This is a genomic window from Acinetobacter brisouii CIP 110357 (assembly GCF_000488275.1).
Classification (GTDB): Bacteria; Pseudomonadota; Gammaproteobacteria; order Pseudomonadales; family Moraxellaceae; genus Acinetobacter; species Acinetobacter brisouii.
Map to the genome: position 1 here is coordinate 1,836,386 of NZ_KI530762.1, position 26,972 is coordinate 1,863,357.

A 26,972-nucleotide genomic window follows, 5' to 3' on the forward strand; every position below is an offset into this window, starting at 1 on the left:
GGATATAAAAAAGCCAAGCAGATGCTTGGCTTTTAATTTTAAAACAGGTCGAATTATTCAGAGACTTCGATGCTTAAACCTGCCTGATTTGCCAGTTCAGTAAAGGTTGGGAAACTGGTCGCAACCGTTTCTGTACCCACAATCGCGATCGCTTCGGCAGCACGTAGACCTGCAATACTAAAGCTCATTGCAATACGGTGGTCATGATGTGATTCAATCTGAGCACCTTTAAAGATTGGTGACCAGTCGCCAGATTTACCCTGACCTTGAATGATAATACCATCTTCAGTTGGAGTACATTGGATACCCATCGCCTGCAAACCATCTGCCATGACCTGAATACGGTCAGACTCTTTCACGCGCAGTTCAGCCGCACCCGTCAGTACCGTTTCACCTTCTGCACACGCTGCAGCAATAAACAACGCTGGGAATTCATCAATCGCCAATGGCACTTGGTCTTCAGGAATATGAATGCCTTTTAAAGTCCGTGTTGCACGAATACGAATATCAGCAATCGGTTCACCGCCTGCGATACGCTCATTCAACACTTCAAGATCAGCACCCATGGCTTTGAGAATTTCAATCACACCAGTACGAGTTGGGTTAATACCAACCGCTTCTAAGGTCACATCGGCATTTTCACAAATCGCTGCACCGACCATAAAGAATGCCGCAGAAGAAATATCTGAAGGCACTTGGATGTCTGTACCCACCAATTTACCACCACCTTGCAGGCTAATACGGTTGCCTTCGGTTTTTACTTCATAACCAAAGGCACGTAACATACGTTCAGTATGGTCACGCGTTGGTTCAGGTTCAGTCACTGAAGTTTCACCTTCTGCCCACAAGCCTGCCAGTAAAATCCCTGATTTCACCTGAGCTGATGCCATTGGCAAATCATACTGAATACCTTTAAGCACTTGCGAACCTGTAATGCTGACAGGTGGCGTACCTCTCTCACCTGTAGTCTGGATTTGTGCACCCATTAAACGCAATGGCTTGGCGATACGCTCCATCGGGCGTTTTGACAACGATGCATCACCCGTCATGACCGTATCAAATTTCTGTGCAGACAACATGCCCGACAACAAACGCATACTGGTGCCCGAGTTACCCATATACAACGCGCTTGCAGGTGCTTTCAAACCCTGCATACCCACACCATGAATGGTCACTTCACCATTTTTTGGCCCTTCAATCGATACGCCCATATCACGAAAGGCCTGCAAAGTTGCCAAAGCATCTTCACCTTCAAGGAATCCTGTGACATGTGTTGTGCCTTCAGCAATTGCACCAAACATAATCGAACGATGTGACACCGATTTATCACCCGGAACAGTAAATGTTCCCTGAAAACGATGCTGTTGAGGTTGAATGGTAAATTGTTGGGTCACCTTGTCTTTCTCCATTAAAGGTTTTTGGGCAAGCATATGGTTAAAATGTTGACGCGCAGCTTGAGCATGTCCGAGTAAGCCCATCAGCGCTTGCGAATCTTCTTTTTCAATCAGCCCACGAATAATCGCCAGTTGTTGTTCAAAGCCATCGACAGCTTTTAAAATTGCAGTTTTGTTGGCAAAGAAAATGTCATGCCACATTTGTGGATCAGAAGCTGCAATTCGTGAAAAATCGCGAAAACCACCTGCAGCATAACGGAAAATATCCAGATTATCTTCGCGGTTTGCCAGTTGCTCCACCAGATTAAATGCCATCAGGTGCGGTAAATGACTGGTATGTGCCAACACTTCATCGTGTTTTTGTACATCCATACAGATCACTTCGGCTTTGGCTGCCTGCCAAAGGGTGATCAGTTTTTCAACCGCCCAAGGCGCGCTGCTTGGCAATGGCGTCAAAATCACTTTGTGATGCGCAAACAGATCGACTTTGCCTGCATGCACACCCGTATGTTCACTGCCCGCAATCGGATGCCCCGGCACAAAACCCACAGGCAGACTATCACCGAATATACGCTGTGCCGCAGCCACGACGTTACCTTTGGTGCTGCCCACATCGGTTAAAATCGCATCGGCTTTTAAATATGGCTTAATTTGCACCAGGACTTTTTCAGTGGCTTGCACAGGCAATGCTAATACTACCAAATCTGCATCTTGCACGGCGTCAATTGCTGAGGCATAACCTGCCTGAATCAACCCCAGTGCTTTTGCATCCTGCAAGGTTTTTGCTGAACGTGTTGATGCTACAACCTGAGTTGCCAAACCTTCCGCCTGAATCACACGTGCCAGACTTGAACCAATCAAGCCCAGCCCAATAAATGCCACTTTATGAAACAAGGGCTGTGTTTCTGAAACTACCACCAAAATTTGCCTCTATGCTCAATACGATAAAAATGCTCAACTAGCAGATCACAACACGGCAACAGGATATGAACCCAGTACACGCAACTCTTTAACCAGTGGGCGAATTTCATCGAGCGCAGCCGCAACATTTGGCTGATCAATATGCCCTTCCAAATCGACAAAGAACACATACGCCCATTTTTCAGGAAGCGCTGGGCGGGTTTCAATACTGGTCAGACTAATGTTGTGCTTGGCAAATGGCTCTAAAATTTCTAAGAGTGCCCCTGCACGGTCATGTGCAGAAATCAATAAAGAGGTTTTGTCATTACCGCTGGCAGGAATTTTCTCACGACCAATCACCAAAAAACGCGTGGTATTTTCAGGATTGTCTTCAATATTGCTGTGTAAAATTTCTAAACCATACATCGTTGCCGCAATATCAGAAGCAATTGCTGCTGAATGCCACTCATTACGAATACGGCGTGCCGCTTCTGCATTAGAAGTCATAGCAACACGTTCAACACCAGGGTAATGGATGTCGAGCCATTTACGGCACTGAGCCAAAGTTTGTTGGTGTGCATAAATCTGTTTAATGCTGTCTTTACGGGTATTTTCAGATACCAAAAACTGGTGATGAATACGCAATTCAACTTCACCAATTACGTTCAGGCTCGATGATTTAAAACAGTCTAATGTATGGTTAACTACACCTTCTGATGAGTTTTCTACAGGGACAACACCATAATGTGCGCTGCCTGCTTCCACTTCACGGAACACTTCATCAATGGTTGCAATCGGGCGCACAATTGCATCCTGACCAAAGTGCTTCAAAGCTGCGGCTTGGGTAAATGTACCTTCAGGGCCTAAAAACGCAATGCTTTGTGGTGCTTCAAGTGCCAAACATGCAGACATAATTTCACGGAACAAACGTGCCATGGTCGCATCAGACAACGGGCCTTCATTGCGTTCCATCACTTTACGTAAAACTTGCGCTTCGCGTTCAGGGCGATAAAACACAGGATTCTCTTCAGTTGCAAATTTGGCTTTGGCAACCGCTTCCGCTAAGCGTGCACGACGATTCAATAAATCCTGAATCTGCTGGTCTACGCTATCAATATCCGAACGTAATTGTTCTAAATTCAGAGAAGTCGTTTTCTGATCATCTTGGATCATGTCATTTCGCCCCGTGCTCATGTTTTTTTCTGCCTGCAAGTATAACCACATTCAACTGGGAAATGTCATCACATCCTAAGTAGCACATTAAGTTTTTCGAGTAGATCAATGCATTTAGCAACTCTAGCCAGAACTAGCTCAATCTCATGCTAATCTTGAATCTCAACTGTAACGCCAACATTAACAGGCGAGATAAAAAATACCGTGGCATTGTTCACAAAACAAAGTATTCCTTCAGATTTATTTTTGTCATGGTGTCACCAGACAACCACGCTTGGTTCTGGCACAGCTTATGCTAGTATGCTGAATATCTTTTATTTTCCCACAATTCAATCATGACAAATAAACGTAATATCTATCAAGACTTTGAGCATCCTTTTGCACAGTACATTCGTATTATTGGCAAAGGCAAAACAGGTGCACGTTCACTGACTTTTCAGGAAGCCTATGATGCATTTAGCATGATTCTTAAAGGCGATGTCCTCGATGTGCAGCTCGGCGCATTTCTGATGTTGTTACGTGTCAAAGAAGAATCTGTCGAAGAACTGGCAGGCTTTGTACAAGCCACCAAAGATCAGCTTCAGTACCGCCCACTTAAGGTTGATCTGGACTGGTCATCGTATGCAGGCAAACGTAAACATTATCCGTGGTTTTTACTGGCAGCACTGACTCTGGCACAACATGGCTATCGCGTGGTGATGCATGGCGCAGCAGGTCATACCTTAAACCGCGTCTATACCGAGCAGGTTTTAGAATTCCTCAACTATCCGATTTGCCATACGCAAGACGACGTTGAACAACAATTAAAACAGCGCAACTTTGCTTATTTACCTCTCGCTGCGATTTCGCCTGTACTGGATGAGTTGATTGGCTTACGCAATGTCATGGGATTGCGTTCCCCGATTCATACTTTGGCACGCTTAATTAATCCATTTAACGCTAAAGCCACCTTACAGGCGATTTTCCATCCTGCCTATCGTAGTTCACACCAACGTGCAGCATTTACACTGGGTTATAAAAATAGTGCCGTGATTAAAGGTGAAGGCGGTGAGTTTGAGCGTAATCCCGATGCCAAGACCTTAATTTGCGGCATTCGTGATGGTGAAATGTACGAACATGAATTACCTAAACTGACCCCTGAGCGCAGTGCAACCGAAGAAGAGTTAGACTTAAATATCTTTAAAGCAGTTTGGGAAGGCAAACAACAGCATAACTATGGTGAGATGGCAGTCGTTGAAACCATGGGCATTGCTTTATATAGCATGGGTGTGGTCGACAGTTATGACGCTGCCATGCAAAAAGCCCAAACTTTATGGAAAACCCGTCATCAATAAAAATGATTGGCATAAAAAAATCCCCAGCTGGGGATTTTTTTATTTAGACAAAGCGAATTGGCTTAAATTCAGGTTCATTCTTGTGATGATCATCTTCACAAACTTCACCTTCTTCTTTCGTACCACGGTCGATATACCCTGTACGTTCTTCTTCAGGTAAATGTTTATATTCCCATGCCAATACTGCTTGCATACAAATTTCACGTTGCTCTTGGGTCAAGGCAACACCATTGGGCCATTTACCAATTTCAACTGCTGTTTTTAGACGTTGTACAATTTCGGGGTCTAAGACCGAGAGCATTTGTTCAATATTCATGACTCTTCCTGCTGCTGCAATGCTTCAAAATCCTGATGCCATCCCAACTTGGTACGACATGCCATATAGAAGTCATAACCAGGTGGATGCAATAAACTTAATTTAAAGGGATGCTTGCGAATATACAAAACATCTCCGACATTTAGTGCCACGCTATGCTGCGCATCGGCACTGACCATCGGCAAAATACGGTTTTTACGGACGGTAATTTTGATTTCACTTTGATCACCCACAATAATTGGTCGAGATGAAAGTGTATGCGGATGCATCGGCACTAAGACAATCGCATCCATACTTGGGTGAATAATTGGGCCACCGCCTGACAATGCATAAGCCGTCGAACCTGTCGGAGTCGCAACAATTAAACCGTCACTATGCTGGCGGTAAACAAACTGTCCATCGATGGAGAGTTCAAAATCCACCATATGCACCGACTTGCCTGAGTGTAATACAATATCGTTCAATGCAATGGCACTATAAACAGTTTCGCCTGCTGTGCGAACTTCCATTTCCAGCAAAAAGCGCCGATCAAGCTGGAAATTTCCCTTTAGTACCAAGTCCAGTTTCTGTAGCACTTCAACTGGGTTAATATCGGTTAAAAATCCCAAACGTCCACGGTTGACCCCGATTACAGGTGTATTGTACTTCACCAGTGCGCGTGCAGCATGCAATAAAGAACCATCACCGCCTACAACGACAACCAAATCTGCCACTTCACCCATCAGGTTACGGCTGACAATCTGGCAATTTTGATAAGGGACAAGTTTTGCTGTTTCGACATCAAAAATTGGATGCAATCCCAATTTCAGCAAATGGTCATAAATAAGACAAAGTGTTTCTACAACAGCGGCTTTTTCTGGTCGTCCAATTAGCCCAATGTTGCGAAACGACTTGTGTGAGATTTTCACCAACTCAAGCGCTCCGTTCGGATTCGCAGCCATAATAACACGTTGTTTCAGGTTTGAAAAAACAATACAAAGCCTCTGATAAAACGCTAAATTATTGCTTAATTTTGTATTGTTTCACGAATAATCATTGCAAAATAAATAAAAGCTTCGCATGATTACAGGGTTTATGTCGGATAGCTTATCACTTTTTATGAAGTCACAACGCGGTCTTGGTTTATTTCCCCTGATTTTTTGTATTGTTGTTATCGCAGGATTTCTCGCCTTTAGCACGTATGTTATTCATATTGATAGTGTTATTCGAAAGAAATTTGAAGGTCAGCGCTGGGATATTCCAGCCAAAGTATATGCACGCCCTTTAGAAGTATACAATCAGGCACCTGTAAATGAACCTGATTTTCTACAAGAGCTAGGAATGCTGGGGTATAAAAAAGCCGATGGTTACACTCAACCAGGCAGTTATGTACTGAATGGTAATAGCGTTTATGTACATACTCGTGGCTTTGACTTTGGTGATAGTAACGAACCTGAGCAAGTATTGCATATTACCTTTGGCGATGACCAAATGCAGGACGTGCGCACGACCAAGCCATCAAGTACAGGAATGACTCGCCTTGAACCGTTATTGATTGGCGGAATCTATCCGCAACATAACGAAGACCGCGTCCTCATCAAGCTAAAAAATGTACCAAAGCCTCTCATTAATGCGCTGGTTTCGACAGAAGACCGTAATTTTTATGAGCATCATGGGATTTCCATCCGTGGTACTGCCCGTGCAATTGTCAGTAACATTACAGGCGGTAAACGTCAGGGTGGATCAACACTTACCCAGCAGTTGGTAAAAAACTTCTACTTATCTCCAGAAAAAACATTAAAGCGTAAGGTCAATGAAGCCTTAATGTCTATATTGCTGGAAATGCACTACAACAAAGATGAAATTCTAGAAGCATATTTAAATGAAGTGCATCTGGGGCAAAACGGTAACTATTCTATCAATGGTTATGGTTTAGCTTCACAGTTTTATTTTGGTCTACCTTTAGGTGAACTGAATATTGCTCAACAAGCTTACTTGGTTGGTTTGGTACAAGGACCATCTTTATATAATCCTTGGCGCAATCCTGAAGGTGCAAAAAACCGTCGTGATACCGTTTTGCACAATATGCTGGTGATGGGTTATCTGACTCAAGCGCAGTATGAACAAGAAAGTGCCCGCCCACTGGGTGTCGTGGCTAAACCTGCTCTTGGGCCAACCCGTTTCCCTGACTTTATGGATATTGTGCGCCGTCAACTACGCAGTGAATACCAAGAGTCTGACCTGACCAATCAGGGCTTACGCATTTTCACCACGCTTGACCCGATTGCACAAACCAAGGTTCAAAACAGCTTTAAAGATACCGTAGACAACCTGTCAAAACGTAACCCTCGTGTGTTAGCAGATTTACAAGGTGCTGTACTAATTCAACGCCCAGACAATGGCGAACTGGTTGCAGCTGTAGGTTCAACACAAAACTTTACTGGCTTTAACCGTACCATTGATGCCAAACGCCAAGTTGGTTCATTACTCAAGCCTGTGATTTATCTCAGTGCAATTGAATCGGGCCGTTATAACTGGGCATCCGCGATTCAAGACAATTCAATTAGCATTCCAACGCAAGGTAAGGCTTGGACACCTAAAAACTATGATGGTGGTGAGCATGGTATGGTGCCGATGGTGCAGGCATTACAACATTCTTATAACCTTGCGGCTGTACGTTTAGGGCAAGAATTTGGGATTCCAACATTCACCAACCAGTTACGCAAATTTGGTGTGACGAGTGATATTCCATCTTACCCATCTGTTTTCTTGGGTGCAGTGAACTTATCTCCAATGGAAGTTCTAGGTCTTTACAACAACTTTGCAACAGGTGGTTTTAAATACCCAACAAAAGCCATTCGCTCAGTTATTGACCAAAATGGTAGAACGCTCAACCGTTATGGTTTAGAAGTTCAGCAAACTGTTGATCCAGCAGCAGCCTATGTTCTGAACTATGGTTTACAGCAAGTCATGAACAACGGTACAGGTAAAGCAGCATATAGCAGTTTGCCATCTAGTCTAAAACTGGCGGGTAAATCGGGAACAACCAATGACACTCGTGATTCTTGGTTTGCAGGCTATTCGGGCAATTATTTAACAGTCGTATGGCTAGGTCTAGACAATAACAAAGTGACAGGTTTAACAGGTTCTTCAGGTGCGCTTCCAGTATGGATTAATGTCATGAAACAGTTACGCCAGCAACCTGTCAATATCAAACAACCTAACAATGTTCAGTGGCAATGGGTTGATACACGTTCAGGGCGTTTGTCAGGAGCCAATTGCTCAGGTGCAATGTATATTCCATTACTTGCAGACCACCTGCCTGAACCTGGAGGTAGCTGCGGGTTTTCAAATCATCAAGCATCTACTGATGAAGCTAGTGCATCTGCACCCGCGACCACAACCAGCCCAGATAATCTCGAAAACCTGATTCGTGAAAGTAACAATAGTGACAGCAACTCCAATACACCAACACGTATCATTTCAAGCGGCAGTTACGAACAGTAATTTCATCTTTGGGCAATAGTTATTACTATTGCCCAATTCTTTTTAAAGTATTTAGATGGAGAACTCTCGCGAATGCATTTTAAACTGATCAGTAGCTGTGTATTAAGTTTGAGTCTGATCGGCTGTAGCCAACTGACACAACAGTCCCAATCTAAGCATCAACAAAGCACTCCCCCGACAGAGAAAAAAACCACCCCACATTCACATACCAATGGTGTTCAGATTACACCTTATCAAGTTCCTGAAATTAAACGTGAAGCTATACCTGTAAAAAACCATTCTGCCCCTCCACAACCAGCAGCAACTCCAGATGGTTCAGAAAAACCTGTTTTTCGTCAGCTGATTCAGCAAGCGCGACAAGCTTTGCAACAAAACCATCTCACTCAGGCTGAACATTTTGCATTGCAGGCACAGCGTATTTCACCACAGGCGGCACAAAGTTATGTGATCTTGGCACAAATAGCTCAGAAACAACGTAACTACAATCATGCAGAGGCTTTGCTACAACGCGGTTTAAGTTTAGCAAATGACAATGCGACCAAGAAGCAGCTTTGGTTGATTCGCTTACAGATCGCACAAACCCAACATAACCCAAATGCTATTCAACAAGCCAAACGTGCTTTACAGCAATTCTAAACTTGAGAAATACCTGCAATGCCATAAGCGGCATGTTGTTGGGCAATTGCTAAATCCTCAGCTTTAAGCCCACCCAAAGCAATCACGGGTAAATCAACCTGTTCTGCCCAATTCTGAAATTGTATCCAGCCTAATCCTGTGGCTTCAGGGTGCGTTGCTGTTGCCAATACTGGGCTGAGTAATGCTGCATCACAACCAATCTGCTGAGCATGTTTTAAACTTTGCAAATCATGACAGGCTGCTACATAACATTGCCCCACGCGCAATTCGCCTTGCTGAGTTGCCAAAAGTTGTGGCTGCTTGAGGTGAATGGCGGCAAGTTGACGTTGTTGCTCAGCGCTCAACTGTTCTGCCAAAGTTTGATTGAGAATTAACTTGCCTAATTGTTCTGCTGGTAAAGTTTTAATGATTTCCAATTCAGCCTGTTGTTCAGGACGATAATAAATTGCTTGCCCCTCAGTCAAACTGGTGAGTTCCTGTAACTGAGTCCGAATTTTAATTTGCTGTGGAAACAACAAACGCTGGATTAATGCACGATTGGCTTTGGGGAAGTTAAGGGCTGCCAGTTCAGTGCGCGAATACCACTGCCACGGTTGTTGAATCTGTGCTAACAATGCTTCAGGTACATCACTGAAAAACACATGCAAATGCACGATAATATCGTCATATTCATGCTGAATTTGCTCAAATGGATGCCAGTCGACCAGATCAATCCCAACTTCTTCCAAAACCTCACGGCGGCAAGCTTGTTGTGCGGTTTCACCTTGCTCAACCTTACCTCCAGGAAATTCAGCTTTATTGCCCTGATGCTGTTTGACATCACGCCACCCAACCAAGACACGTGTTTTTGAAAATAAGAGCCCAATGGCAACTTCTACGTGGGATTTTTGCATCACTGCTCCTTTGTACACTTCATCATACTTAACCTTGACGCTGAGCATGTTACAAAGTTTTTACATGGAGTGCTAAATTTTCATTGACAGCTCTATTTGATAATAATTATCATTTAAAGCACCCATTTACACCACGAGAACACAATAACATGAACGCACCATTTAACTTATTTACTCGCAATACCGATACAACCCAGTCTTTACCACTGCTACACTCGAATAATTTATTTGCGCTCGGGCGTGAAATTCGCATTATGCACGCAGGAGAAGAATATCGCTTGCGCCTGACCCGCAATAATCGACTTATTCTCACCAAATAATAAGCTTGATTGAAAATAGCGGTGTTTATAAACGTGGAAAAAAGCAGCACATTCAAACACTGTGCTGCTTTTTTATTTCAGCAATTGTTGCTCACAGGTAATGATTCATCTCAGGATTTACAGACTATAAGATCTTTATGATCATAAACCCCAGATTCAACTCAAAAAATTAATATAAATTCAAAAACTTAAATCATATTTTTAATATAGATTCTTGATAAATACACGGATTCCATTGCAATAACAGCAAAACCAGATCATTTGAATTTTGAGATGAAGCCTCTGCCAAAATTAACTTAATGGCACAACCCGAAGCACTTCTTCAAGCGAAGTTATACCCGCCATGATTTTACGTGCACCCGCGATACGAAGAGGTTCAATTCCCTCTTTTTTTGACTGAAAGCGCAAGGCATTTAAAGATACATTTTCACTGATCATTTGTTTGAGTTGGAGACTAATCGGCATAAATTCATAAATCCCGATACGGCCTTTATAACCCGTATAACGGCAGGCTTCACAGCCCACAGGCACATAAGCTGTCTGTGGCACATCAACCGTATAGTCCGTTGTGAGGTGCATCCATTGCTGTTCATTAATCGGTGCATTTTGCTTGCACTGCGGGCAAAGTTTCCGCACCAAGCGCTGCGCCAGCACCCCAAGCAATGTTGCTGAAGATAAAAATGGCTGCACACCCAAATCATGCAAACGTGTCAAACTTGAAGGGGCATCATTGGTATGTAAGGTCGAGAGTACCAAGTGCCCTGTAAGCGCTGCCTGAATCGCCATATCGGCGGTATCTTGGTCACGCACCTCGCCCACCATAATAATGTCAGGGTCTTGACGCATGAGTGCGCGAATCCCATCGGCAAAGCCCAGTTCAATGCCATGATTAACCTGCATCTGGTTAAAGCTGCCTTCAATCATTTCAATCGGATCTTCAATGGTACAGACATTGACCTCTTCGGTTGCCAGTTGTTTCAATGTTGAATACAAAGTCGTGGTTTTCCCCGAACCTGTAGGCCCTGTCACCAAAATAATGCCATGACTATGTTGGGTCAGTGCCTGCCACTGATTCAATAATTTCTGGTCAAATCCCAACTGTTCAAAATTACGCACCAACACTTCTGGGTCAAAAATACGCATCACCATTTTCTCACCGAAGGCTGTTGGCAAAGTCGCCAGACGCAACTCGGTTTCCAGACCACGTGGTGTACGGGTTTTTAAACGACCATCCTGTGGTTTACGTTTTTCAGCAACATTCATCCGCCCTAAAATTTTAATTCGGGCAATGACTGCACCTAAAGTATTGGAAGGCATTTTATAGATGGTATGTAAAATTCCATCAATACGAAAACGCACTTTACTGTGTTCACGGCGTGGTTCAAGGTGAATATCACTCGCGCCCTGTTCAAAGGCAAACTGTAAAATCCAGTCCACCAATTTCACAATATGCTGATCATTGGCATCGGGGTTCTGGCTAATATCTCCCAGTTGCAATAAGGCTTCTACACCACGACCATCACGTTCGTAGTTCTGGCTTTTTTGTGATGAATGAACCGCGCGACTGACTTGATAATATTCAGACAAATAACGCTGTAACTGCTCTGGGCTTAAAAAAACCCGCTGGATTTTCTTCGGCTTTAAGCCGTTTTCCAGATACCCGACCCAATCGGTTAAAAAGGGTTGATCTGTCCCAATCAACACTTCGGCGTCATTAACTTCAACCGCCAGAATATGATTACGGATGGCGAATTCTTGAGACATAACCTCCGTAAGCGCTGGAACATCGGCTTTGAGTGGATCAATCACATAAAATGGTAAATTGGCTTTTTCAGCGAGCCATTGACAAAGTAAACTTAGCGTCAATTTTTGCTCGGGATCTTTCTGATTGACCAAGTCAAATTGCGCAATCCATTGCAAAGGGTGCCATGCTAACTGGCTTTTGTTACGATGCGTGGTTTGTACCAGCACATGATCGCGCTCGGTAATGATTTCATCCCACAGCAGTTGATCTAGGCACCACGTCAAATCAATCGAATAAGAAAATTGTGTAAGCCGTTGATTTGACTGCATAGAAACCCCAAAAAAATACTGATTATGATTTTATGTGGGCTATGTTAGCACTTTCTGCTATCGGGATTAATGATTTCCTCTGAAACTATATTTTTACCAAGCATCACTCAACTTGCATATTCGATCAGTTCCACAATCACAATTTCTGTAGCACTTACCTGAAAACGCACATCAAATTCAGCAAAATGTAGTCCATAAATTCGTTCAGGGTCATCCTGATAAGCTGGGCGTGGGTCTAATGCCAATACCTGTTCAATTTCCTGATATTGTCGTGATGAGCCTAATCCTCGCTCGGCAAGTTGTGTACGCTGAACGAGAGCTGTATCTGACCAAATCACCTGCTTTAACTGGGGCGCTTGGCTGGCATAACCACTTTGCGCATCTGCAATCGCATCTGAATAGGCAATATACGGTTTAATGTCAACAATTGGCGTTCCATCCAGTAAATCTGCGCCAGATACATAAACTCGCAATTGTCCATCGAGCTGTTCTACCCGCTTTAATCGCACCACAGACAGCCCAATTTGTGCAGGTCGATACATACTGCGTGAAGCAAATACCCCGATTTTTTGGTTACCGCCCAAACGTGGCGGGCGAATCTGCGGACGAAAACCGTCTAATGCTTTGTTGTGATGAAACTGCCACAACAACCACAAATGGCTAAATTCTTCAATGCCTGCAAAAGCACGAATGTCGTCATATGGGGCTTGCATCACAATATAAGACTCGACATCAACCAGATTCGGCTGGCGTGGAATACCAAATTTTTCCTTAAAGGGAGAATGCATGAACCCGATGACAGGAACTTGAAGCGGCGTAATCATCACTTTTTCTTATAAACACAATTAAATATATTCAGTTTATCGGCAATCATTTTAGATTAAAATACATCTTAGTTTTTATTATACATATTGAGATTGCTTGAATGGCTGCTTTTAACGTTGAACGTGTTACCCATGTTCACCATTGGAATGACACTTTATTTAGTTTTAAAACAACACGTGATCAAAGCCTACGCTTTAAAAATGGTCAGTTTGTCATGATCGGTCTTGAAGTTAATGGCAAACCGTTAATGCGTGCCTACTCAATCGCAAGTGCCAACTACGAAGAAGAACTTGAGTTTTTCTCGATTAAAGTGCAAAACGGCCCACTAACTTCGATTTTGCAAAAAATCCAAGTGGGTGATGAAATTTTAGTTTCTAAAAAGCCAACAGGAACTTTGGTTCTTGATGATTTGTTGCCAGGTAAAAACTTGTACCTTCTTTCTTCGGGTACAGGTTTGGCTCCATTCTTGTCTGTGATTCGTGACCCTGAAACTTATGAGCGCTTTGAAAAAGTGATCGTGGTTCACGGTACACGTTTTATCAGCGAATTGGCTTACCAAGATTTAATCTTGAATGAACTTCCAAACAACGAATTCTTCGAAGAGTTGGGCATTAAAGATAAATTGGTCTATTACCCAACCGTAACACGTGAACCGTTCCACACCCAAGGTCGTGTAACTGCTGCGATTGAATCTGGTCAAATTTTTGAAAAAATTGGCTTACCACGTTTCAACCCTGAAACTGACCGTGCAATGCTGTGTGGTAGCCCACACTTCCTGAAAGATGTGGCTGCACTGCTTGACCAGCACGGTTTGAAAGAGTCTCCACGTATGGGCGAAATGGGCGACTACGTGATTGAACGTGCATTCGTAGACAAATAATTTCCTGAATCTGTCATGGTAAAAAACCGAAGCCTTGTGCTTCGGTTTTTTACGTGTAGATATTGAAAAACCAGACTTAGCCAGTAAAAAGGCTTGTCGAGCTCACTATTTTTCTGCACAATTCTTGCCTTTGTATTTAGCATAGCCGTAGCCAAATGAGTTTGCCATTCCCTCTCATCCAGCAAATAGATGCCTTATTGCCACAAACCCAGTGCGGTTTATGTGGACATCGTGATGGATGTTTGCCTTATGCCAAAGCGATTAGTGAAGGTGAAGAAGCCAACAAATGTGTACCTGGCGGTCAGCCTGTTGCCGATGCGATTGCACAGCTTCTAAAGCGTCCTTTGCTGAAAGCCGAAGAAAGTGTCTGGGACATTCAAGCCGATGGTCGACCACAGCGCATGAAAGCCATTATTCGCGAAGACGAATGTATTGGTTGTACCAAATGTATTAATGCCTGCCCTGTGGATGCAATTATTGGTAGCGGCAAACTGATGCACAGTATTTTGAGTGATCTGTGTACAGGCTGTGAACTCTGTATTCCACCATGCCCTGTCGACTGTATTGACTTGGTTGAAGATACCGAACCCTTACCAACAGCAACACAACAAATCGAGCAGCAAGATGATTTGCGTTATCGTTATTACGCACATATTCAACGTGAAGAACAGCGTCGCATCCAACGTAAAGGCCCTATTGTACGCGCCGCGATCGATAGCGAATTATTTGTGCAGTTCTCAAGTTATTTAAATAGCGTTCCGACCATTCAACGCGCTAAAAAATCGGCTGAACAAGATTTGGTTGCCGATGCAAAAACCACAATTGAACTGGCGAAACTACGCACTCAAATTAAAAAACTGGAAAAACAGCTCAGCGTTCGGGACAATCCCGCTAAACGCGAACAGCTACAGCAGCTCAATGCCCAGTTGGATGCATTACAAGGTGATGCCTAATGTCTAGCAAAAACATGACTAAAAAACAGGTATATACATTTTTTGAACGCCTGCGTGAACAGCGTCCTAAGCCATCGACTGAGCTAAATTTTTCCTCATCATTTGAACTGCTTATTGCGGTTATGCTGTCTGCGCAAGCCACCGATGTGAGTGTCAATAAAGCCACCGATAAACTCTTTCCTGTTGCCAATACACCTGAACAGATTCTGGCACTAGGTTTAGAGGGTTTAAAAAGCTATATCAAAACCATTGGTTTATATAATTCAAAAGCCGAAAATGTCATTAAAACCTGTGAGATTCTGATCGGTCAGCACAACAGCCAAGTTCCTGACAATCGCAAAGATCTGGAAGCCTTACCTGGTGTTGGACGCAAAACTGCCAATGTCGTACTGAATACTGCTTTTGGACAACCGACGATGGCCGTCGACACACATATTTTTCGTTTAGGCAATCGTACAGGTCTGGCTGTCGGAAAAAACGTGCTTGAAGTTGAACAGCGTTTGATTAAAGTCATTCCAGAAGAATTTATGTTAGATGCCCATCACTGGCTGATTTTGCATGGACGTTACTGCTGTGTTGCACGTAAACCCAAATGTGCTGAATGCGTGGTTTCTGATGTCTGTAATTGGAGAGACCGCTTTGATTTCGGTGCAGTAAAACCTAAACAACCGAAAGCAGAAGACTAATTTTATTTTAATAGCACTGAAGTTTCTGCCAAAATAGCTACATCAATCACTCTTAAAATTTAAAAGAACAATATTGGTTAACTCATATCATTGATTATGCTTCAACTAGCGTTTCTTTTTAGAACGAACAGATGATTTGGTTGGCTGAGGTTGAGTTTTATCTTGAGATTCAGGCATTGGTTTATGCTGCTTCACTGTATCATTCAGCAGTTTTTTGCTTTGCAAAATCAGAAAGATTAAAGCAGCTAAACTCAAAACAACCAGTAAAATCAGTGCCAATTTCAACATATTGAGCCTTTTCCAGCATAAAAAAAGAGCCCTACTATGAATGAGGGCTCTTTATATGTCAAAGTCGATTATTTCGCTTGATCTAAAATCGCGAACAAATCAGCTTGAACATTATCAATCGGGCGTAAGCCATTTAATTTATCGTAGCTTGGTGCGTTGTCACCAGAAGCCGCACGACCTTGGTAAAAACCGACCAATTGTTCAGTTTCAGTATGATATGAAGCTAAACGCTTACGAATAGTTTCTTCTTGGTCATCTGGGCGTTGTACAAGCTCTTCACCTGTTTCATCATCTTTACCTTCCACTTTTGGTGGGTTATAAACGACGTGGTAAACACGTCCAGACGCAGGGTGCTGACGACGACCAGAAAGACGTTTTACGATTTCTTCGTCTGGAACATCAATCTCAATCACGTGATCAATGTTAATACCTTCTTTCTCTAGCGCTTCTGCTTGAGGAATGGTACGAGGGAAACCGTCGAAAATACAGCCGTTTACACAATCAGGCTGAGCAATACGCTCTTTGACTAAGCCGATAATTAAATCGTCAGAAACCAAACCACCAGATTCCATTACACTTTTCGCTTTCAACCCTAATTCGGTTCCTTCACGAATCGCGGCACGGAGCATATCGCCAGTTGAAATTTGTGGGATATCATAGCGCTTACAGATCAACTGAGCTTGAGTACCTTTACCTGCGCCAGGTGGTCCGAGTAATATAATGCGCATCTAATAAATCCTCATCTAAAATAAAAACAGTCTTAACCTGTCCAAAGATTTTAAATCTCTGAAACTGTTAAGTATTATAAAAAAGCAACAAACAAATGTATTGTACCAGCAATAAAGCCAGTTACCCCCCCCAATACAATCAAAATCCATTCATCCTCTTTAAACGCGGGACGTAATAAATTTTGAAATTCGTTTGGAGTTAACTCACGAATACGGTCTCGAAACATTTGAAATATTTTGCGTGCGCGGCTTGCATTAAATGCAGGGTCGCTTACAGGTACCATCGTAATTTCAATTGAGCGGTCAATCAAGTCTGTTTTTAACTTCGCGTACTCTCTTAATCCTAAAGACAATTGTAATGTCGTACGTACCAGTGGCGTATCCATGATCTGATTAACATGCTGTTTGACAATACGTCGAGTTTTTTCCTTGTGATGACCATACATCATTTCGCCCATGATGGTCTTTAAAGTAATTAACTCTTCAGTCACCACTTTAGCAAAGACATCAGAAACTTCCTCTTGACGCTTCATAAAAGCACCCTGAATGTTATACGTACCAATACGTGGAATTACAGGCACAATCCAAGGGAACTGGTGATTATGGGTACGTCTAAAAAACTGAGGATAGCGGACATAGTGCGGATACATTGGATTAAAGACCATCCAGATGGCAATCCAGTTGGTTAAAAATCCCCAAATCGATGCCCAAAAAGGAACTGTCCAATGCCAAGGAACCAAAAACCAGACAATCATCTGAAATAGACCAAAGACACAGCCAATTAAGGCACTAATGTGCCAGATAAAATTAATCTCTTTTTGTCCAACTTTTAGGAACATACGCACCATGAGTTTGCGATCTGCTTCCATTTGGCGAACGACCATTTCTCGCATATCGACCAGCGATTCGACATTGTAGGTCAGCTCCGTGACCAAATGCTCAAGTACCGCAGGTAACTGTTTATGTGCCTGCTCATAAATACGGCGGCGAATTGAATACGGAATATTTTCCCAAAGTACGGGATTACGCTCCAGCATAATCTCATCAATCAGATTTTCCAGTTCATGGTTAACCTGTTCTCCAATGACTTTGGCCATTTCTTCAGGATCCATCGCCTCAAGAAATTCACTCAGAGAACCAATTTTTGTCAGGGTGTTGTCAGTAATAATTCCAGAAATACGTCCAGCTTTACGTGGCACAATGCCCTGCCAACCGATGGGCAGATTGCCGACATGAAAACCCCAAAACTGGATTGGATAGAACACCATTTTTAGTGCCATCCACACATGTGCCCATGTTACAAATGCAGTCACCGGGATAATACTTATTATCGCCCAATGATCTGGACGATGCATAAAAACTTGCCACAAATGACTAATAAATTCGAACATGAATGCTCTCGTACGCTATAACTTCAGGTGTTCAATAGAGAAAGGCTATTTTGAACGAATACAATTGCTTAAAATATACCAAATTTGTAAGACCGAGATTTGACTGCTTTACAAGGATGATTTTTTAATGTTGTTCTGCAATGCACTGTAGCAGATTTTCACTATTCACTGTAGCAACATTGAGCAAAAAAATTGCTGTCAAATCAGCCAAACTACAAGTTTTACACAGAATGCGTAAAATACTTGCGACTTTCATTCTCATGTTGAGTTAAAATAATCCGCCTTTATTCTCCCATGGCTCATTGACGACACGAATATGAAGCAGCATCTTCCCTTAAAGAATGTTCAAGAAGAAAAACGCCTTTTTCGTAGTCGCATTTTCATCGCCATCGGTATGGTGTTCTTATGTTTTGGAACATTGATTGCCCGCTACATCTATTTGCAGATTTTTCATTATCAAGAATTTCAAACCGCTTCTGATAATAACCGAATTCGCTTACAACCACTCCCTCCTGCACGTGGTTATATTTATGATCGCAATGGCATTTTACTTGCCGACAATTATCCCGTGTTTACTGCAACACTCAGTAAAGCAGATATTGACGATATTGACGGTACAGTCAAACGCCTGATTCCAGTTTTAAATCTAAATCAGGATGATATTGACCGTTTCAATAGCCGTATTAAAACTGCGAAAAAAACTGAACGGGTCGCACTGAAACTTAACCTCAATGAAAATGAAATTGCCAAATTCAGCGAAGTGAAATACATGTTCCCAGGCGTCAACATTGAAACGCAAATGACGCGTTACTATCCGTATGGGGAACTGTTTGCACATGTGATTGGCTATGTAGGACGAATTAACGATCGAGAATTGAAAAACATCAATAAAGATGTTTACGCAGGCACAAACCTGATCGGTAAAATCGGTATTGAAAAATCTTATGAAGATTTGCTGCATGGTATCCCAGGGAATGAATCGGTTGAAGCCGATGCACACGGTAATGTCCTGCGTCATTTAGGACGTAAAGACCCTGTTCGCGGGAATGATCTGTATTTATCGATTGATTATGGTCTGCAAATGGTTGCTTCTGAGCAACTGGCAGGTCGTCGTGGCGCAATCGTGGCGATGGATCCACATACTGGGGAAATTTTGGCCATGGTGTCTAGCCCGAGCTTCAATCCCAATTTGTTCGTATCGGGGATCAGTTCAAAAGATTATGTTGCTTTGCGTGACAACCTTGATCAGCCTCTTTATAACCGTTCTTTACAAGGGGTTTATCCGCCCGGTTCAACCATTAAACCTGTTGAAGGTTTAGGTGGCATTAATTATGGTGTAATTGACTGGTCAACTGCCATTAATGACCCTGGTTATTTCCATTTACCAGGTGACTCACATAAATTCCGTGACTGGAAAAAAACAGGACATGGGATTGTCGATCTGAATAAAGCCATTCAGGAATCGTGTGACACCTATTTTTATATCCTGTCGAGCCAGATGGGTATTGACCGCATGAATTCATGGATGCGCCAGTTTGGTTTTGGGGAAAAAACAGGTGTTGACTTGCCCAATGAAAGTACTGGTCTATACCCAAACCCAGAGTGGAAACTGCGCACCCGTAAGGCGAAATGGCTCAAGGGCGAAACTATTTCGGTGAGTATTGGACAAGGGGCATTTACCGCAACACCGATTCAGTTAGCAATGGCAACCTCGATTGTCTCCAATCACGGTTACCACCTTATCCCGCATGTGGTCAGCAATACTCGCGGTGCAAAACCGTTCCCCGTGCGTAATGCTCCTGATGGTCGCGTACAATTTAAAGGCACAGATGAGGACTGGGGAAAAATGCGCGATGCCATGGTCAATGTAATTAACTCAGGGACAGGACGTGGTATTCGTACCAATGCGTATCAAATTGCAGGTAAAACAGGGACAGCACAGGTTAAAAGTATTGCACAAGGTAAAAAATATAATGAAGCTTCACTGACGGATCGTCAGCTTGACCATGGTTTATTTGTGGGCTTTGCACCAGCGGACAACCCACAAATTGCGATTGCAGTCATTTTGGAAAATGGTCGGCACGGGGGCGCAGCAGCACAATTAGCACGCCCTGTGTTTGATTACTGGATGCTACAACGCAAAACCAATCCAATTCGCCCAACTACTCACCAGGTTACAGGTAGCCTAATGACCGCAGGGATTCAGCCAAGTCAATTACCAAGCGGTCAAAGCATTTTGCAGGCTGACCCAAATGCTGTACCGAACAAACAAAAACCACAGCAAGGGCAAAAAACCAAACCTGCTGCCACAGCTGCACAACCAGTAGATATTACGGAATAAGCATGAAAAATCAGTTACGTATTATTGGTGGAGAATGGAAACGACGTCAGTTGAGCTTTGCGCCAATTGATGGTTTACGTCCTACCCCTGACCGTGTGCGTGAAACGCTCTTTAACTGGTTAATGTGGGATATTCAAAATGCAGTCGTTCTGGATGTCTGCACGGGTTCAGGGGCGCTAGGTTTCGAAGCCTTATCGCGTGGTGCAGCGCAAGTGGTGATGATTGAACCTGATCGCAGTCAAGCCAAATTCCTTAAAGACAACATCCAGTTGCTCAAAGCTGAAAATTGCCAACTTTATAGCAATACGGCAGAAAATGTTTTACCTAAACTAACTCAAGAATTTGATCTAATTTTTCTAGACCCGCCATATAGCCTAGATTTGTGGCAAAACTTGGCAGAACTTGCGGATGTGCATTTGAAAAACCAAGGTTTGATTTATGTTGAAGCTGATCGTGCGCTAAACAATCTCAAACTACCTGCAACATGGCAACTCCTGAAACAAACCAAAGCAGGTCAGGTTCAGGCTGGTTTATTCCAAAAACAGGTTTCATAGCAGTTCAGTGGTTTCCTCCTGATCAGGCGGATCATCACGGCGTAAATCTTCTATATAGACTGCTTCAAGTCGTGTATGTTGCGGTTCATGCTCACGGTCATCATCGTCATGAAAACCATTATCAATATGTAAAGGTTTTGGCTTGAACGGTTCAGATACAAGATTGAACTGTCTGGGCAATGCTGCATGTGAGTGTGGCACCATACAGCTATTTAAATTCACTAGACACATCAAAACCAATCCAAAAATATTTCATGAGGTTTCACATTCTCTGCAACAACATTGCGCTATTGTTGGGAAAGGTCCGCTAAAAATCTTGATGGGTCATGTAATTTAAAACATGGTTGATCACGAATTTTGAAAGGAATTTATTGTGCTGTATGATGCAATGTGAAGATATGAATGGTTAGGTAAAAGAAGCTAAAGCAAATAAGTGACTTTAACTTCCTATTAATCTCTAAAACGGCTGAATTAAGCCAAGCCGAACAAGCCCACAAGAGCAACTACACCTGCCACAATTTTACGGCCTTGCTCTGGAATATAGCGCTCAAGCAATGCGCCAACACCCAACCCAATAGCATAAAGCAATGCCATTGCAGTCACCATGCCTAGCATCAACCCTGCCCAATGACCCTGTGAACTCAGTTCAGCGCCATGCGCCATGCCATGAAAAATCGCCAATCCCGCAGTTGCCACAGGCATTAAAACACTATGTTTACGCCATAAAGCCACAGCCAACACCAATAACGATGCCACAATGCCATATTCTGCAACCGAAGCACTCCATAGATTTTGCGCACCGACCACAAAACCAATCAGCAATGCCGCCATCAATGCAATTACACCTGACATTTGCCACTGGCGTTTGGTTTTCCATAGCAACACGCCTAAACCCGCTGCCATAGACATATGATCTAGCCCAGTGAATGGGTGGACAAAACCACTTAAAAAACCGAGCTGTGGAAATTCATGCCCTGAATGCGCCATCGCCAACACAGGCAAAGTACTAAGAACGAAGACACTGCTGAGTGTTTTTAAAATTTTCATACCACTCTCCTTATGATTTAAATAAACCTTGCTTTTCAATAAAACTAATAATCTCGGTTAAACCATCTTGGGTTTTCATATTGGAAAATAGGAAAGGCTTATCGCCACGCATACGCTTGGCATCCTGATCCATCACATCCAGATTTGCACCCACCATCGGTGCGAGGTCAGTTTTATTGATAATCAGCAAATCTGACTTGGTAATGCCAGGTCCACCTTTACGCGGAATTTTCTCACCACCTGCCACATCAATCACATATAAGGTCAAATCAGACAATTCTGGGCTAAAGGTTGCAGCCAAGTTATCACCACCACTTTCAATGATGATCAGCTCCAAGCCATCAAATTTCTCACACAAGTCATCGATTGCCGCGAGGTTAATTGACGCGTCTTCACGAATCGCGGTATGCGGACAACCACCCGTTTCCACCCCGACAATGCGCTCAGGATTCATGGCTTGATTGCGGGTTAAAAAATTGGAGTCTTCTTTGGTATAAATGTCATTGGTCACAACTGCCATGTTGTATTTATCACGTAAAGCACGGCATAAATTTAAAGTTAATGCGGTTTTGCCTGACCCTACTGGGCCACCAATTCCAACACGCAATGGGCTACGTTCTGACATCGTTGTTTCCTTCTAAATTTATGGCTCTCGCACTGAACGAGAGAATCTGTTTTATGATCTAAATAATCGTGAATACTGAGTTTCATGCTGCATACTCAGCATGGCATAGTTCGGCAAGGCACTACTTATGTCATGATCTTGTAATTGCATTGCACGTTGTATCGCATCAGGAATCAAGCCATGGATATGCCATAAAATCCGTTGTCCAGCAATCTGTCCAAGTGGCACGGTTTTCACGGCAGCTAACACCTGATTTTCCAGCACTGTAAACGTGTACGCTGTCAAAACATCAACCAGTTCAAGCTCCAAACGCCCGCACAACTGCGCATAGACAGGCACAAAACCAAACTGTTTTTTGACTTGCACTGGAATTTGCAGCACATCTTTAATCCAAGCATTTAAAGAAAATGCCAGTTGCTGCGACTCTGCCAGAAATTCTTTGGTCTCCCGACTGGCACGGTAGATATTTGCCCATACCTCAAACTGCTCTGTATCTGCATAACTCTGCATCAAACGTTGTAACATCGGTAGTTCAAAACGTACCAGCAGCATTTCCAGTACTTCTTCAAAGTACGCTTTACTACTGGCTTCATCCTGAATCAGCCCAACCTGAATCGCACTTTCTACACCTTGCGAATAACAGTACGCACCGACTGGCAGCGCAGTCGAAGACAGGGTCAATAATTTAAGCAGTTGCGCTGCATTAGTGATGGGCATGATGCAAAGCCTTAATCGAGCTTAAACGGTGGTCATGACTATGCTGTGCATATGCCCCACTTTCAGGTTCAAACGGATGCTCAACTTCATTCACTGCCAAGCCCAAACCTTCCACCATTTCCGCCAAGACATGGTCAGGCTCAAAATACAATGCTGTAGGTGTTAGCATCAATGGCACATGACGGTTACCTAAATGATAAGCAGCTTTAAGTAGATCGAACTGAGTGGGTGCAGTCACACACATCAAACGCTCAGCTTTGGCATCCACCCGTAAAATTTCACCATTTGGCGTGGCAATAAATGAACCACTGCGTAAAATGCCAGTCCGTGGCAAGTCTGCACCAATGTCTGTGCCATTGTTTAATGTGGCACGAAAACGTGATTTCTGACGAGTATCAAAACTCAGTTCCACCACCTCAAAAGGCTGTTCTACTGCGATATTGTCAAGACGTTGGGTATAAATTTTCATATCGTCATACTCACTTTCATGGCTTTTGTTCTTGCACAATATTGCAAAGGTTTTTATAAAATCTTTTTTAAAATAAGAAGTAACGCTGTGCCATCGGCAGCACATCAGCAGGCTCACAGGTAAGCAGTTCACCATCGGCACGTACTTCATAGGTTTCAGGATGCACATCCATCACAGGACAGTAACTGTTGTGTTTCATATCCTGTTTGCTGATATGGCGCGTGTTTTTACACGGACTAATCATTTTCTTCAGTTGAAGCTGTTCAGCCACACCCGCATCAATCGCTACCTGTGGCAAGAAAGTCAGGCAGGTACGATGTACACCTCGTGGAAATGCGCCAAACATCAGACGATAATGCACAGGCTGCGGCGTTGGAATCGAGGCATTAATATCACCCATTGGCGCAGCGGCAATCATGCCACCTTTAATGATCATGGACGGTTTTACCCCAAAAAAGGCAGGCTTCCACAACACTAGATCTGCCAGTTTGCCTTCTTCAACTGAACCAATTTCATGGCTTAGACCATGCGTGATTGCAGGGTTAATCGTGTATTTTGCGATATAGCGTTTCACTCGGTTGTTATCGTGCTGGGCATTGTCGCCTTCTAAGCTGCCACGTTGCACTTTCATTTTGTGTGCGGTTTGCCATGTGCGAATAATCACCTCACCGACACGCCCCATCGCTTGTGAGTCCGAAGACATCATGGCAATTGCACCCATATCCTGCAAAATATCTTCCGCTGCAATGGTTTCACGGCGAATACGGCTTTCCGCAAATGCCACATCTTCCGCAATTGAAGGGTCTAGGTGATGGCACACCATCAACATATCCAGATGTTCATCAATGGTATTGACTGTATAAGGACGGGTTGGGTTGGTCGAAGATGGCAAAACATTGCTTTGCCCAATAGCTTTTAAAATATCGGGTGCGTGTCCACCTCCTGCGCCTTCGGTATGGTAGGTATGAATGGTACGCCCTTTAAATGCCGCAAGAGTTTCTTCTAAAAATCCGCCTTCATTTAAAGTATCCGTATGAATCGCCACTTGCACATCATACTCATCGGCAACGCTTAAACAGTTATCAATCGCCGCAGGTGTTGAACCCCAATCCTCATGTAGTTTCAGCCCGATCACCCCTGCTTGAATCTGCTCACGAATCGGGTCAGGCAAACTCAAATTCCCTTTGCCAAGCAGACCAATATTCATTGGCAGGTCATCAATTGCTTGCAACATCGTGCCAATATGCCAGGGGCCTGGTGTCACAGTCGTTGCCGATGTTCCTGCAGCAGGCCCCGTTCCGCCACCGACCATGGTTGTCACACCAGACATCAGTGCAGTTTCTACTTGCTGCGGGCAAATCCAGTGAATATGGGTATCGACGCCGCCAGCTGTCAAAATCAGCCCTTCCCCTGCAATCACTTCTGTGGCTGCACCGAGTGGAATGGTAATATTCGGCTGAATGTCAGGATTGCCTGCCTTGCCAATTTTCCAGATGCGCCCATTTTTCAGCCCCACATCGGCTTTGACAATACCCCACCAATCCACAATCAAGGCATTGGTAATCACGGTGTCCGCTACGTCATCGGCAAGTAATTGAGATTGCCCCATACCATCTCGAATGACTTTACCACCACCAAATTTGACTTCTTCGCCATAAGTGGTGAAGTCTTGTTCAACTTCAATAAACAGCTCGGTATCGGCTAAACGAACCCGATCCCCCACCGTAGGGCCAAACATTTCCGCATAGGCACGACGTGACATTTTCATGATTTTCACCCTAATTTTATTGTGTTGTGGGATAAGTCTTTTTCATGGCAATAAAGCGTAGCCCATGTGCTTCTTTAACATCTTGTACGGTTTCAAAACCAAAACGGCGGTACACCTCTTGTGCAGCACAGCTCGAATTGACGGTAAATTCCTGAATCGGTTGCTGCAAGGCGTGCTGCTCGACCCATTGCCATAACTGCTTCCCAATCCCTTGCGACTGGTGCTGATGATCCACAAAGAAATGCAGCAGATGTGCAGGTTCACGATAAGCAATCACCCCTAAAATGGACTGATCTTGCTCGGCAACAAATGAATGCACTTCAGGATGATGAATAAAGTCCATCACCACTTGCTCAGTAAAATGTGCCAATCCTGATTCATCGACAACGAAATCCTGCATATAGGGCTGAATTAAGGCTTGTATCGCTGGAACATCTTGTGGAGTAGCCTGCCGAATCTGTATCATGAGTCCAGTTTCCCCATGACACGTCCTGCAAAGCCATAGACTTCACGCTTACCTGACAAAGCCACCAATTCGACATCACGGCGTTGTCCTGGCTCAAAACGCACAGCCGTTCCCGCAGCAATATTTAAACGGAAACCTTTGCTGGCTTCACGGTCAAACTGCAAGGCATCATTCGCCTCGTAAAAATGAAAATGTGAGCCGACTTGAATTGGACGATCACCCAGATTACTCACTGAAATTTTTAAAGTGGTACGTCCTGTATTCAGCTCAATGTCTGTGCCCGAGGTCAGTACTTCTCCAGGAATCATGTTTATTCTCCTGTTTAAACAATTGGTTGATGAACCGTAACCAGTTTTGAACCATCGGGAAAAGTCGCTTCAACCTGCACTTCGGCAATCATCTCTGCAATACCCTCCATAACATCATCGCGACTCAGTAAGGTCGTACCATAATGCATCAGTTCCGCTACACTCATGCCATCGCGTGCGCCTTCCAGCAAAGCTGCTGAAATATAAGCAATTGCTTCAGGGTAATTCAGTTTTAAACCACGCGCCTTACGACGCTCTGCCAGCAATCCAGCCGTAAAAATGAGTAACTTATCTTTTTCTGTGGGATTGAGTTCCATATCTCTTTCCTGATTTATTTGTCTTTGATTAAGCAAAATATGTGCTAAAACACAGCTTAACGGAATCGTATGTTTTGAAAATAA

Annotated in this window: 28 protein-coding genes; 9 read left to right on the forward strand and 19 right to left on the reverse strand. The window is 43.5% G+C overall.

Going from position 1 to position 26,972, the window contains the following annotated elements; all coding sequences use genetic code 11:
• Positions 1-53 precede the first annotated feature (53 nt).
• Together P255_RS08840 and pheA are read right to left on the reverse strand one after the other, a co-directional pair.
• Complete coding sequence (locus P255_RS08840; protein ID WP_004900194.1) at positions 54-2,312, reverse strand: bifunctional prephenate dehydrogenase/3-phosphoshikimate 1-carboxyvinyltransferase; 2,259 nt, start codon at positions 2,310-2,312, stop codon at positions 54-56.
• Positions 2,313-2,360: 48 nt separating this feature from the next.
• Positions 2,361-3,467 carry a prephenate dehydratase gene (pheA, locus tag P255_RS08845; RefSeq protein ID WP_035365346.1) on the reverse strand — a complete coding sequence of 369 codons (1,107 nt, stop codon included), beginning with the start codon at positions 3,465-3,467 and terminating at the stop codon, positions 2,361-2,363.
• 335 nt (positions 3,468-3,802) lie between these two features.
• On the opposite strand from pheA, the gene P255_RS08850 reads away from it, so the two are divergent.
• Entirely contained in the window at positions 3,803-4,801 is a 999-nt protein-coding gene (locus P255_RS08850) for a glycosyl transferase family protein (protein WP_004900189.1), read from the forward strand.
• A gap of 43 nt (positions 4,802-4,844) precedes the next feature.
• On the opposite strand, the gene P255_RS08855 is transcribed toward P255_RS08850, so the two are convergent.
• Together P255_RS08855 and P255_RS08860 are read right to left on the reverse strand one after the other, a co-directional pair.
• Positions 4,845-5,117, reverse strand: a complete 273-nt coding sequence (locus P255_RS08855) for a YeaC family protein (protein WP_004751217.1) — start codon at positions 5,115-5,117, stop codon at positions 4,845-4,847.
• Entirely contained in the window at positions 5,114-6,025 is a 912-nt protein-coding gene (locus tag P255_RS08860; protein WP_171063163.1) for an NAD(+) kinase, read from the reverse strand. Before P255_RS08860 ends, P255_RS08855 begins: the two co-directional genes overlap by 4 nt.
• A gap of 190 nt (positions 6,026-6,215) precedes the next feature.
• Here P255_RS08860 and mrcB point away from each other — a divergent pair, with 190 nt between their 5' ends.
• Positions 6,216-8,603 carry a penicillin-binding protein 1B gene (gene mrcB / locus P255_RS08865; protein WP_035365347.1) on the forward strand — a complete coding sequence of 796 codons (2,388 nt, stop codon included), beginning with the start codon at positions 6,216-6,218 and terminating at the stop codon, positions 8,601-8,603.
• A 72-nt stretch (positions 8,604-8,675) separates the two neighbouring features.
• The gene (locus P255_RS08870) at positions 8,676-9,239 is read left to right on the forward strand and encodes a hypothetical protein (RefSeq protein WP_004900183.1); all 564 of its coding nucleotides are present in this window, start codon (positions 8,676-8,678) and stop codon (positions 9,237-9,239) included.
• On the opposite strand, the gene P255_RS08875 is transcribed toward P255_RS08870, so the two are convergent.
• Entirely contained in the window at positions 9,236-10,132 is an 897-nt protein-coding gene (locus tag P255_RS08875) for an NUDIX domain-containing protein (protein ID WP_004900180.1), read from the reverse strand. The two genes, P255_RS08870 and P255_RS08875, sit on opposite strands and share 4 nt — an antisense overlap.
• 149 nt (positions 10,133-10,281) lie before the next feature.
• Here P255_RS08875 and hemP point away from each other — a divergent pair, with 149 nt between their 5' ends.
• Entirely contained in the window at positions 10,282-10,452 is a 171-nt protein-coding gene (hemP, locus tag P255_RS08880; RefSeq protein ID WP_004751206.1) for a hemin uptake protein HemP, read from the forward strand.
• Between the two features lie 291 nt (positions 10,453-10,743).
• On the opposite strand, the gene P255_RS08885 is transcribed toward hemP, so the two are convergent.
• Together P255_RS08885 and tsaA are read right to left on the reverse strand one after the other, a co-directional pair.
• The gene (locus tag P255_RS08885) at positions 10,744-12,525 is read right to left on the reverse strand and encodes a type IV pilus assembly ATPase TfpB (protein ID WP_004900179.1); all 1,782 of its coding nucleotides are present in this window, start codon (positions 12,523-12,525) and stop codon (positions 10,744-10,746) included.
• Between the two features lie 107 nt (positions 12,526-12,632).
• A complete protein-coding gene (gene tsaA / locus P255_RS08890) occupies positions 12,633-13,349 on the reverse strand; it encodes a tRNA (N6-threonylcarbamoyladenosine(37)-N6)-methyltransferase TrmO (protein WP_004900176.1) in 717 nt (238 codons plus the stop codon).
• A 101-nt stretch (positions 13,350-13,450) separates the two neighbouring features.
• Between tsaA and P255_RS08895 the strand changes: the two genes are divergently transcribed.
• The 3 genes from P255_RS08895 (at position 13,451) to nth (ending at position 15,869) form a co-directional block, all read left to right on the forward strand.
• The gene (locus P255_RS08895; protein ID WP_004900174.1) at positions 13,451-14,230 is read left to right on the forward strand and encodes a ferredoxin--NADP reductase; all 780 of its coding nucleotides are present in this window, start codon (positions 13,451-13,453) and stop codon (positions 14,228-14,230) included.
• Positions 14,231-14,385: 155 nt separating this feature from the next.
• Entirely contained in the window at positions 14,386-15,183 is a 798-nt protein-coding gene (locus P255_RS08900; protein WP_004900170.1) for an RnfABCDGE type electron transport complex subunit B, read from the forward strand.
• On the forward strand, positions 15,183-15,869 hold the full coding sequence (gene nth / locus P255_RS08905; RefSeq protein ID WP_004900168.1) for an endonuclease III: 687 nt from the start codon (positions 15,183-15,185) through the stop codon (positions 15,867-15,869). The genes P255_RS08900 and nth overlap by 1 nt, the downstream gene beginning before the upstream one ends.
• Positions 15,870-15,974: 105 nt before the next feature.
• Here nth and P255_RS08910 read toward each other — a convergent pair whose 3' ends face one another.
• The 3 genes from P255_RS08910 to P255_RS08920 form a co-directional block, all read right to left on the reverse strand.
• The gene (locus P255_RS08910; RefSeq protein ID WP_004900165.1) at positions 15,975-16,157 is read right to left on the reverse strand and encodes a hypothetical protein; all 183 of its coding nucleotides are present in this window, start codon (positions 16,155-16,157) and stop codon (positions 15,975-15,977) included.
• Between the two features lie 68 nt (positions 16,158-16,225).
• On the reverse strand, positions 16,226-16,885 hold the full coding sequence (gene adk, locus P255_RS08915; protein ID WP_004900163.1) for an adenylate kinase: 660 nt from the start codon (positions 16,883-16,885) through the stop codon (positions 16,226-16,228).
• A 74-nt stretch (positions 16,886-16,959) separates the two neighbouring features.
• On the reverse strand, positions 16,960-18,276 hold the full coding sequence (locus tag P255_RS08920) for a DUF445 domain-containing protein (RefSeq protein ID WP_004900159.1): 1,317 nt from the start codon (positions 18,274-18,276) through the stop codon (positions 16,960-16,962).
• A gap of 316 nt (positions 18,277-18,592) precedes the next feature.
• On the opposite strand from P255_RS08920, the gene mrdA reads away from it, so the two are divergent.
• Positions 18,593-20,617 carry a penicillin-binding protein 2 gene (gene mrdA / locus P255_RS08925; protein WP_004900155.1) on the forward strand — a complete coding sequence of 675 codons (2,025 nt, stop codon included), beginning with the start codon at positions 18,593-18,595 and terminating at the stop codon, positions 20,615-20,617.
• 2 nt (positions 20,618-20,619) lie between these two features.
• Positions 20,620-21,171 carry a 16S rRNA (guanine(966)-N(2))-methyltransferase RsmD gene (rsmD, locus tag P255_RS08930; protein WP_004900150.1) on the forward strand — a complete coding sequence of 184 codons (552 nt, stop codon included), beginning with the start codon at positions 20,620-20,622 and terminating at the stop codon, positions 21,169-21,171.
• On the opposite strand, the gene P255_RS08935 is transcribed toward rsmD, so the two are convergent.
• The 9 genes from P255_RS08935 to ureA all read right to left on the reverse strand — a co-directional run bounded on the left by P255_RS08935 (position 21,166) and on the right by ureA (position 26,888).
• On the reverse strand, positions 21,166-21,402 hold the full coding sequence (locus tag P255_RS08935; protein ID WP_004900148.1) for a hypothetical protein: 237 nt from the start codon (positions 21,400-21,402) through the stop codon (positions 21,166-21,168). The two genes, rsmD and P255_RS08935, sit on opposite strands and share 6 nt — an antisense overlap.
• Positions 21,403-21,642: 240 nt before the next feature.
• Positions 21,643-22,218 (reverse strand): HupE/UreJ family protein, encoded by a 576-nt coding sequence (locus tag P255_RS08940; RefSeq protein ID WP_004900142.1) that lies wholly within the window; start codon positions 22,216-22,218, stop codon positions 21,643-21,645.
• A gap of 10 nt (positions 22,219-22,228) precedes the next feature.
• Positions 22,229-22,843, reverse strand: a complete 615-nt coding sequence (gene ureG / locus P255_RS08945) for an urease accessory protein UreG (protein WP_004900139.1) — start codon at positions 22,841-22,843, stop codon at positions 22,229-22,231.
• A 51-nt stretch (positions 22,844-22,894) separates the two neighbouring features.
• Positions 22,895-23,560 (reverse strand): urease accessory protein UreF, encoded by a 666-nt coding sequence (locus tag P255_RS08950; RefSeq protein WP_004900136.1) that lies wholly within the window; start codon positions 23,558-23,560, stop codon positions 22,895-22,897.
• Positions 23,547-24,029, reverse strand: a complete 483-nt coding sequence (ureE, locus tag P255_RS08955) for an urease accessory protein UreE (RefSeq protein ID WP_004900133.1) — start codon at positions 24,027-24,029, stop codon at positions 23,547-23,549. The genes P255_RS08950 and ureE overlap by 14 nt, the downstream gene beginning before the upstream one ends.
• Before the next feature lie 67 nt (positions 24,030-24,096).
• Positions 24,097-25,797 (reverse strand): urease subunit alpha, encoded by a 1,701-nt coding sequence (gene ureC / locus P255_RS08960; protein ID WP_004900131.1) that lies wholly within the window; start codon positions 25,795-25,797, stop codon positions 24,097-24,099.
• Between the two features lie 16 nt (positions 25,798-25,813).
• Positions 25,814-26,263: a GNAT family N-acetyltransferase gene (locus P255_RS08965; RefSeq protein WP_004900128.1), complete on the reverse strand. Its 450-nt coding sequence runs from the start codon at positions 26,261-26,263 to the stop codon at positions 25,814-25,816.
• The gene (locus P255_RS08970) at positions 26,260-26,571 is read right to left on the reverse strand and encodes an urease subunit beta (protein ID WP_004900124.1); all 312 of its coding nucleotides are present in this window, start codon (positions 26,569-26,571) and stop codon (positions 26,260-26,262) included. The genes P255_RS08965 and P255_RS08970 overlap by 4 nt, the downstream gene beginning before the upstream one ends.
• Before the next feature lie 14 nt (positions 26,572-26,585).
• Positions 26,586-26,888: an urease subunit gamma gene (gene ureA, locus P255_RS08975; RefSeq protein WP_004900122.1), complete on the reverse strand. Its 303-nt coding sequence runs from the start codon at positions 26,886-26,888 to the stop codon at positions 26,586-26,588.
• Positions 26,889-26,972 lie beyond the last annotated feature (84 nt).